Source organism: Enterococcus eurekensis (assembly GCF_042654605.1).
In the GTDB taxonomy this organism is placed as follows: domain Bacteria; phylum Bacillota; class Bacilli; order Lactobacillales; family Enterococcaceae; genus Enterococcus_I; species Enterococcus_I eurekensis.
This window is the reverse complement of the sequence record NZ_JBHSGT010000026.1, coordinates 1-8,253: the sequence shown is the minus strand read 5'-3', so window position 1 is coordinate 8,253 and position 8,253 is coordinate 1. Positions and strand designations below refer to the sequence as shown.

Below are 8,253 nucleotides of genomic sequence, written 5' to 3'. Positions count from 1 at the left end.
ATATGCTATTAAATCAAAGCTTAAACCTTTAGAAAAAAATAATATATGTCGGTTGATTGACACAGTAAAATACTGTGCCTCAACCGAAGCCGATTCATCTACACGACTAAAATCGCGAGTGTTCTCGGCTAGTTAATAAAAATTCATAAAACAGTTGCAGTTTCTAACATTTAAGTTTAAGATAGACTCAAAGTTTAGGTTAGCCTAAAAATAAAAAAAGGGGGAACGAAGATGTTAGAAGTTCAAAAAATGTCGGTGAGTTACACCGGTAAACAATTAGCAATTGAAGATGTTTCTTTTAAAATAGAGCAACCAGGTATTATTGGCGTTATCGGTCCCAATGGTGCCGGGAAATCGACACTATTAAAAGCAATGTTAAATTTAATTAGTCATCAAGGGGAGATGACATTCAATCAGAAAAAGTTGAAACATTTCCAAAAAGAAATTGCTTATGTGGAACAAAAAAGTGCAGTCGATTATACCTTTCCCATTACAGTTGCGGAATGTGTTTCACTAGGACTATATCCAAATAAAAGATTTTATCAACGATTAACGAAAAAAGATTGGCAAAAGGTTACTCAAGCCTTAGAAGCAGTTGATATGCTGACCTTTAAGAACAATCAAATTGGAGAATTATCAGGTGGACAATTCCAACGTGTCCTGATTGCTAGAACGTTGGTTCAAGAAGCACAGCTGATTTTCTTAGATGAACCTTTTGTCGGGATTGATGTCGTGAGTGAAGAAATCATTATGGAATTATTACACCAAATGAAACAACAAGGAAAATATATTTTTATCGTGCACCACGACTTAAGTAAAGTCGTTGATTATTTTGATCAACTCGTTTTAATGAATCGACAGTTGATAGCGTTTGGCAATACGGAAGAAGTTTTTCAACCAGAAATACTTGCCAAAGCTTTTGGACAACAACTCATTGTATTGGGAGGTGTCTAAATGATTCAAGCATTTATTGAAGGTCTTGTTGAATATCAATTTTTACAAAATGCCTTAGTAGCTTCGGTTGCTATTGGGATCGCCGCAGGTGTGATTGGGTGTTTCATTATCTTACGTGGGATGTCTTTAATGGGGGATGCGATTTCGCATGCCGTATTACCAGGTGTAGCTTTGTCATATATTCTAGGCGTTAATTTTTTTGTTGGGGCAATTGTTTTTGGAATATTGGCCTCCATTTTGATTACGTATATTTCGAACCATAGTATCGTTAAAAGCGATACCGCCATTGGGATTACTTTTAGTTCATTCTTAGCTCTTGGAGTCATATTAATTGGTGTCGCCAATAGTTCGACGGATTTATTTCATATATTATTTGGGAATGTCTTAGCGGTGCAAAATACGGATAAATGGTTAACATTAGGCATTACAGTACTCGTTGTCGCACTGGTGATTTTATTTTTCCGTCCGTTACTGATTACATCTTTTGACCCAATGATGGCCAAAGCCTTCGGAATGAACGTTCAAGCGTATCACTATTTATTAATGTTGTTATTAACGCTCGTATCAGTGACTGCTATGCAAAGCGTCGGAACGGTACTCGTCGTTGCAATGCTTGTCACACCAGCCGCGACGGCTTTTCTTTATACGAAACGTTTAAGTCATATGCTAATTGTTTCTTCATTGATCGGTGCAGTTTCTTCAGTAGTGGGACTTTTTATTGGCTATAGCTTTAATATAGCGGCCGGTTCAAGTATCGTCTTAACTGCAGCAGTTATTTTTGTTATTGGTTTTTTCCTATCGCCACAACAAAGACAAAAGCATGGAAAGAAAAATAGTCTCAAAGCCTTAGCAACAGTGCTATTGATTGGTGTAGGAATTCAACTGTATCATCAATCAACTCAGACGACACTCAATCAAAATCAGCTCCAAGTCGTTGCAACCAACGCGATTTTAGCCGACATGATCAAACAGGTTGGACAGGAGAAAGTGGCGATTCATAGCATTGTGCCAATTGGTAAAGATCCACATGACCACGAAGTCTTGCCAGAAGACATTCGCCAAGCAACCAATGCCGATATTGTCTTTTATAATGGCTTGAATCTCGAAACAGGAGGAAATGCCTGGTTTGAAAAGCTGATGAACAATGCAGAGAAGAAAGCAAATGAAGATTATTTTGCTGTCAGTGAAAAAGTGGAGCCGTTATACCTTGAAGGAAGTCAAAATCAAGGAAAAGAAGACCCACACGCATGGTTAAGCGTGGCAAATGGTATGCTGTATGTTGAAACGGTTACCGAAAAACTCAGCCAAAAAGATCCGGAAAATCAAGGGTTTTATAAGAAAAACGCCGAAGAATATTTACAAAAATTAAAAGCTTTGCATGAAGAAAGCCTTCAACGAATTGCCAAAATACCAGACACGCAGAAACGAATTGTCACAAGTGAAGGGAGCTTTAAGTATTTTTCAAAAGCTTATCAGATTCCGTCGTCCTACATTTGGGAAATCAATACGGAAGAAGAAGGGACACCGGAACAATTAAAAATATTAATTGATCAACTACGAGAATCGGATGTGCCGGCATTGTTTTTGGAAAGCAGCATGAACCCAAAACCAATGCAAAGTGTCTCAAATGAAACAGGAATTCCAATTTATAGTCAAATTTTCACCGATTCACTTTCAGAACCAGGAACGAAAGGCGACAGTTATTACGCCATGATGCAATGGAATATTGATCAAATTGTTCAAGGATTGTCACAAAAATAAATCAAAAAAGATGAACCATCTTCTTAATAGAAGATTGGTTCATCTTTTTTCTAAATATTGAGTTTATCCATCAAAGCTTCTGTCATTGTTTTTGAGAAGTTAACCCCTGCTTTTTCTGCTCGGATATTTAGCCAATGAGGAATTTTAATCGTCTTCTTATCAGCTTTAGTATCTTGTAAATAATCGGTTAAATCAACTGAAATCAAAGTAGCAAACTGTGTTGTTCGATCGACTGAAAGCTGATTGATTTCGGAAATATCAGGGAGTGGCAAATGGTTTTCGATATTCCAAGCAAGTTGAATTCCTAAAGCATCCGAAGCCATCTCTAAGCCTTCATTCAAAGTATCAGCCTGAGTAACCGCTCCTTCAACATCTGGAAAGAAAATCCCGTAGCCCGTCAGATCTTTTTCGAATATAGCAGGATAAATTTTCAGCATTGAAATTCACTCCTTTTTCTTAAGATGAAGAAGAGAGCTACTCTTCTTCAAATTTTTTCAAAGCCTTCTTTAAAGTAGATTCGACAATTCTTGATAGTTCTTTCTTATGATTCGGTAAGATAAAAGGACGTTCGCCAGCTTTTTCAAACTTGCGATGAGATCCTTTACCTCCAGGAACTTCTTGAAAGCCAATCAAGCGAAGAATTGTCTCGGCTTCTTTTATTGTCATCGGCATGCGTACGATAACCTCCTGACACTGATAGTATAATACGCCCTATACGTACTGTCAATGAAAAATACTTCGACTACTGTTACGGACTTTTTCTCGATTTTCAAGAAAATTTTCAACCAGGTGTCTTGACAGTTCTTCAATAAAAAGTTACACTACAATCAAATAAAAGTGTCAAGACACTTCTAAGGGGAGTAAAATATGAAAAAAAATTCAGTGCGTCAACTAACTATTTCTGCGTTATTAATTGCCATGGCTGTCATTATTCCAATGGTTATGCCTAAAATCGTGATTGGTCCTGCATCCTTTACATTAGCGAGTCACGTACCATTATTTATTGCGATGTTCTTTTCAGTACCTGTGACGATTGCGGTTGCAATTGGAACAACATTCGGTTTTTTACTAAACGGTTTACCTTTCATTATTACATTACGCGCACTTTCGCATATTGTCTTTGCACTTATCGGAGCGTACTATTTACAAAAGAATCCCAATATTGTTTTGAATCCTAAAAAATTTCAACTATTTAGTTTTTTAATTGCGGTGATTCACTCAGCGGTTGAATTAGTTGTCGTCGTAGCCTTCTTATTCGGCGGACAACTACAAGTTGAAGGAAATATCTTCTACTTCTTATTTGTCCTAATGGGATTGGGTGGGGTCATCCATAGTATGGTTGATTACAACTTAGCTTATTTTGTGGCAAAAGCACTCGGACGTGGCTTTGATATTCCAATTTTATCAAAAGCGAAGGAACTAAAATTATCGTAACAATCCGAATAAAAAACTTTTTCAGAAAATAAATGTTCGTTGCTGAAAAAGTTTTTTTGTGTTATATTTTCCTCATAGGCCGTCAGACGCCTAAATAAAAAACAGAGTAGAAAACAAAGCGTCAAGTGTCAAAAAATGGAATGTTGTTTTTGGACGAAGGACTTTCAAGTCTGCGATTTTGTTTTCGCATTCGCTGCATAATCGAATGTTGCAACTCTTAGAGGAGATGCTTCAAAATGAACAAAAAACCGGGTGCTTATATGATAAGTATGATGGGGCTGTTGATTGCCATAATGGTCGTCTTGTCTCGAATCTTAGGTTTTGAATGGCAATTTATCAAAATCTCGTTTGATTTTGTGCCAAAAATTGTCATGGGAATGATGTTTGGCCCATTTTGGACCGGCATTGGCGCAGTCATCGCCGATTTAGTCGGAATGATGCTTTTTGCCAAAGCAGCCTTTTTCCCAGGCTTCACACTAAATGCCTTTTTAGGTGGTGTGATTTATGGTTACTTCTTCTATAAAAAAGAAGTGACTTGGAGAAATGCTTTTTTATGTACTGTCGCAAACACCGTTTTAATTGGACTGATTCTTACGCCGATTTGGTTAGCTATCATGTATAATCAACCTTTAACAAGTTGGGTTATCTGGGCACCAAGATTAACAAAAGCGATTTTGATGTTACCGATTCAAACTGGTTTAACTTATGTTGTTGGACGGATGATACCGGTCAGACAATTAATGAAACGTAGTCGTTATTCATTCTAATTTCTTGCAAGCAAACTCCTTTCGATGTACTCTAAAATGAGACATGGAAAGGAGTTTTTGAATGAAAAAAACCATCCCGTTACTAGGTGCGGTCTTAGCGCTAATTATTGTCGGTGCCGTCTTTGTTATTTGGCAACAAAACCAAAGCACGAGTGATTCGACAAATGAAACATCTAGCAGTCAATCGACTAGCCAGACTAGCAGCCAAAATAGTAGTGACTCTAGCATAACAAGCGAATCGACAGAATCAAGCGATCCAATACTTAAACAAATCGAAGCAATGACGATTGAGGAAAAAGTTGGGCAACTCTTTTTAGCCCGTTATCCTGGTGAAATAGCTGTATCTGATAGCCAAACCTATCATATCGGGGGCTACTTATTATTTGGGGCTTATTTTGAAAACGAAACAGCTGACAGTTTATTAAATAAAATTCAAGCATTACAAAGCGATAAAGAGATTCCAATGTTTATTGGAGCCGATGAAGAAGGAGGGACCGTGACCCGAATTAGTCGGAATCCAAACCTTGCTGCGAGTCCATTTCAATCACCACAAGCGATTTATCAAGCCAATGGATGGGAAGGGATTGCGGCTGATGCCGTTCAAAAAGCGGAGATTCTAACAAGCTACGGCATCCAATTAGGACTGTTCCCAGTTGCCGATGTAGCGACAGATCCGAATGCCTTTATTTATGAACGCACAATTGGACAAGACGCGAAAGGTACGAGTACCTTTGTTGAGACCGTTGTAAATAGTCTCAAAGAAACCCAAGTTGCCTCAACCTTGAAACATTTTCCCGGTTACGGTAATAATCTCGATTCGCATATTGAAATCGTACGAGATGAACGTCCCATCGAAGAACTTCGCCAAAATGATTTCTTACCTTTTCAAGCAGGAATTAAAGCGGGAGTCGATAGTATTTTAGTTTCGCACAATATAGTAACGAGTATCGATCCCGACGTTCCTGCTTCAATTTCTCCAAAAATCAATCACGTTTTACGTGATGAACTTGGCTTTAATGGGGTTGTGATGACCGATGATATGGACATGGTTGGCTTAGCCGACTTTATCTCTCAAGAAGAAGCTGGGCTAGCGGCCTTAAAAGCCGGTAACGACCTTGTCTTGTCATCTAGTTACGCGAGTCAAATTCCAACGGTCATTGAAGCAGTCAAGAGTGGGGAATATAGTGAAGACGCACTCGATGCATCCGTTATGCGTATCTTAAAGTTGAAAGAAAGATTAGGGATGATAGAGTGAGAGTCTGTTAGTTGATTGAAGAAATAAAAAAAGTTGAATACTTTAAGAGATAGAAGGGCTATTGAATGAGTCTTTCTATCTCTTTTTTATTTAAAAAAATTTATAAAAATATTTTAACGTCACAATTCACCTATGTTTTTTTGTGACAATTGTGACTATATATCATAAGTCATAACTGTAACGGATGATTCGATGTTATTTTGTAGTATTTATGAAAATAAGGGTTGAATGAAAGGAGAAGATACAGTGAATATGATATTAAAAAAAATCAAACAAGGGGTAGAAAAGCAAGGACTAACGCATGAAGAATTATCAAGTAAAATGAATATCTCTCGTAGCTATGTGTCTATGCTTTTAAGTGGCGAAAGAACATTAAATAAGGAGTTAATTGTTCTTTTTTCAATAGTTCTTTCTACTCCATTGGAAGAACTATTGGATTTAACGAATGACAGTGATTATCTGATACAAACAAGAGGCGAATTTAAATCAAGAGCAGCTAGAAGTAAAATAGCTAAAGTGAAGGTGCAAATGGATGACTATATTCGTTTGAAAGGAATCTATATGAATGAGTAAAATAAATCGTGATACCATACATAATTTTTCAAGACACGCAGCAATAATATTTTTAGAAGAATTAAGTGTAACAGATTTTATTGGACCAGTAATTGAAGAAATCGTTAAATTTAAAGGGATTCACTTAATCTACGATACGATTTATGATCCCGAAGCTTTAGGATTTAGTACTCAAAAAATGAATGAGAAATTTATTTTTATTAATTCTAATTTTAATGAGAGACTTCAAAAATTTACAATTGCTCATGAAATTTATCATTTAGATGATAATATTGATCCGCTAAAAAATACAAAAGAAGATGAACGTGCAGCAGATCACTTCGCTGCCAATCTACTGCTACCTGAAAAAATAGTATTTGAAAAACAAAGAATGCTAAAGAGTTTGGGGTATGACGAAATAGAAATTTTTTTCATACTAACGGATTTGTCACAAGTTCCATATGAGACGCTATATAAAAGATATAAAGAATTATCTCTAAGCGTTTCAAAAATAAATAAAGAATTGAAAAAAATCGTACTTAGTGTAGAGGACCCCTATCTTAAAGAAATAGAAAATAAATTACAGGTATTGAGAAAATCATGGGGAATAGGGGGGAGTCACTTAGATCTTGCTAGCTCTAAGAAACGTTTTGAAAGTCTAGAAATTTTATCAAAATCAATAGCTGAAAGTGAAAAGGAAGCCCCGAATGACTAGATTAGATCAAACATTCATTGACACTAATATCCTACTGTTTATGTGCGAATTCAAAAAATACCAAGTCGATCACTGGTTGGAACAATTGTACGATACAATCTATATTCATAAAGATATTATGGATGAAATACAATCGGAGTCGGTCAAAGAATTCATGCAAGCTAAAATTGAAGTGTCAAAAACTTGGCAGTTATTTGATCCTGATAATGAACAGCTCTTAACAGAGATAGAGTATGCAATCTATGATGCGATTTACGAACAATACCGTCAGTATTTCAGTGAATACCAAGAGAAACGAAAAAACAAAATGACTAGTGATTTGGGTGATATTGGGATATTGGCAGGTTGTCAGTTTTTAAAGGTTCCTTTAATCACAAGTCATGACAATGATTTCAAAGAAGTGATTAATCAGTATGACTTGAAAATAAATGAGGGATCAGAGACTGTACCTGAAGAGTTCATTTAAGTTGATAGTCTTTTTGAAATCGGTGATAAATTGATTGAAAAAGATATTTGTAAAATAAAAGAATACAAAACATTCATAAAAGCAACTTTAGGAGTATCCCAAACAAACCAAATTGATGCATATTTCAGAAACAAATGACAGTTGATCGATATATATATATTTAAGGCATCGAAGCGACATCATTCAAAGTACTACTCGAAGCTTCCACAAACAAGGTAATTTTTCGCAGGAAAATGGAAATCCTGGCTAAAGTAACAATCAAAGTGAGTGCGCGGGCATTTTTTTATTAACTAGCCGAGAACACTCGCGACTTTAGTCGTGTAGATGAATCGGCTTCGGTTGAGGCACA

At 36.4% G+C, this 8,253-nt stretch carries 10 protein-coding genes and 1 riboswitch; of the genes, 8 read left to right on the top strand and 2 right to left on the bottom strand.

The genetic code is table 11. The features are described 5' to 3' along the window. Window positions 1-231 precede the first annotated feature (231 nt). Complete coding sequence (locus tag ACFO3L_RS04750) at window positions 232-954, top strand: metal ABC transporter ATP-binding protein (RefSeq protein WP_379964379.1); 723 nt, start codon at window positions 232-234, stop codon at window positions 952-954. Then, window positions 955-2,715, top strand: a complete 1,761-nt coding sequence (locus ACFO3L_RS04745; RefSeq protein WP_379964377.1) for a metal ABC transporter solute-binding protein, Zn/Mn family — start codon at window positions 955-957, stop codon at window positions 2,713-2,715. It begins immediately after the preceding gene. A 50-nt stretch (window positions 2,716-2,765) separates the two neighbouring features. Here the strand turns inward: ACFO3L_RS04745 and ACFO3L_RS04740 are convergent, their stop codons facing one another. Both ACFO3L_RS04740 and ACFO3L_RS04735 read right to left on the bottom strand, forming a co-directional pair. After that, complete coding sequence (locus ACFO3L_RS04740) at window positions 2,766-3,152, bottom strand: type II toxin-antitoxin system HicB family antitoxin (RefSeq protein WP_379964375.1); 387 nt, start codon at window positions 3,150-3,152, stop codon at window positions 2,766-2,768. Between the two features lie 37 nt (window positions 3,153-3,189). Continuing rightward, the gene (locus tag ACFO3L_RS04735) at window positions 3,190-3,387 is read right to left on the bottom strand and encodes a type II toxin-antitoxin system HicA family toxin (protein WP_379964373.1); all 198 of its coding nucleotides are present in this window, start codon (window positions 3,385-3,387) and stop codon (window positions 3,190-3,192) included. 195 nt (window positions 3,388-3,582) lie between these two features. On the opposite strand from ACFO3L_RS04735, the gene ACFO3L_RS04730 reads away from it, so the two are divergent. From ACFO3L_RS04730 to ACFO3L_RS04705, 6 genes are all read left to right on the top strand, one after another. Then, window positions 3,583-4,149, top strand: a complete 567-nt coding sequence (locus tag ACFO3L_RS04730; RefSeq protein ID WP_379964371.1) for a hypothetical protein — start codon at window positions 3,583-3,585, stop codon at window positions 4,147-4,149. Window positions 4,150-4,249: 100 nt separating this feature from the next. Continuing rightward, window positions 4,250-4,347, top strand: a riboswitch (THF riboswitch). Between the two features lie 38 nt (window positions 4,348-4,385). Next, window positions 4,386-4,916, top strand: coding sequence for a folate family ECF transporter S component (locus tag ACFO3L_RS04725; RefSeq protein WP_379964369.1), 531 nt, complete (start codon window positions 4,386-4,388; stop codon window positions 4,914-4,916). A 61-nt stretch (window positions 4,917-4,977) separates the two neighbouring features. Continuing rightward, entirely contained in the window at window positions 4,978-6,171 is a 1,194-nt protein-coding gene (locus tag ACFO3L_RS04720; RefSeq protein WP_379964367.1) for a glycoside hydrolase family 3 protein, read from the top strand. Between the two features lie 252 nt (window positions 6,172-6,423). Beyond that, the gene (locus tag ACFO3L_RS04715; RefSeq protein WP_379964383.1) at window positions 6,424-6,744 is read left to right on the top strand and encodes a helix-turn-helix domain-containing protein; all 321 of its coding nucleotides are present in this window, start codon (window positions 6,424-6,426) and stop codon (window positions 6,742-6,744) included. After that, window positions 6,737-7,438, top strand: coding sequence for an ImmA/IrrE family metallo-endopeptidase (locus tag ACFO3L_RS04710; protein ID WP_379964365.1), 702 nt, complete (start codon window positions 6,737-6,739; stop codon window positions 7,436-7,438). Before ACFO3L_RS04715 ends, ACFO3L_RS04710 begins: the two co-directional genes overlap by 8 nt. After that, window positions 7,431-7,904, top strand: a complete 474-nt coding sequence (locus tag ACFO3L_RS04705; RefSeq protein ID WP_379964363.1) for a type II toxin-antitoxin system VapC family toxin — start codon at window positions 7,431-7,433, stop codon at window positions 7,902-7,904. The genes ACFO3L_RS04710 and ACFO3L_RS04705 overlap by 8 nt, the downstream gene beginning before the upstream one ends. The last annotated feature ends 349 nt before the right edge of the window (window positions 7,905-8,253 follow it).

Bases quoted from the DNA above. Each gene is read 5' to 3' on its own strand.
- ACFO3L_RS04720 (WP_379964367.1), top strand. From the start codon at position 4,978: ATGAAAAAAACCATCCCGTTACTAGGTGCGGTCTTAGCGCTAATTATT.
- ACFO3L_RS04725 (WP_379964369.1), top strand. From the start codon at position 4,386: ATGAACAAAAAACCGGGTGCTTATATGATAAGTATGATGGGGCTGTTG.
- ACFO3L_RS04740 (WP_379964375.1), bottom strand. From the start codon at position 3,152: ATGCTGAAAATTTATCCTGCTATATTCGAAAAAGATCTGACGGGCTAC.
- ACFO3L_RS04745 (WP_379964377.1), top strand. From the start codon at position 955: ATGATTCAAGCATTTATTGAAGGTCTTGTTGAATATCAATTTTTACAA.
- ACFO3L_RS04750 (WP_379964379.1), top strand. From the start codon at position 232: ATGTTAGAAGTTCAAAAAATGTCGGTGAGTTACACCGGTAAACAATTA.
- ACFO3L_RS04715 (WP_379964383.1), top strand. From the start codon at position 6,424: ATGATATTAAAAAAAATCAAACAAGGGGTAGAAAAGCAAGGACTAACG.
- ACFO3L_RS04705 (WP_379964363.1), top strand. From the start codon at position 7,431: ATGACTAGATTAGATCAAACATTCATTGACACTAATATCCTACTGTTT.
- ACFO3L_RS04730 (WP_379964371.1), top strand. From the start codon at position 3,583: ATGAAAAAAAATTCAGTGCGTCAACTAACTATTTCTGCGTTATTAATT.
- ACFO3L_RS04735 (WP_379964373.1), bottom strand. From the start codon at position 3,387: ATGCCGATGACAATAAAAGAAGCCGAGACAATTCTTCGCTTGATTGGC.
- ACFO3L_RS04710 (WP_379964365.1), top strand. From the start codon at position 6,737: ATGAGTAAAATAAATCGTGATACCATACATAATTTTTCAAGACACGCA.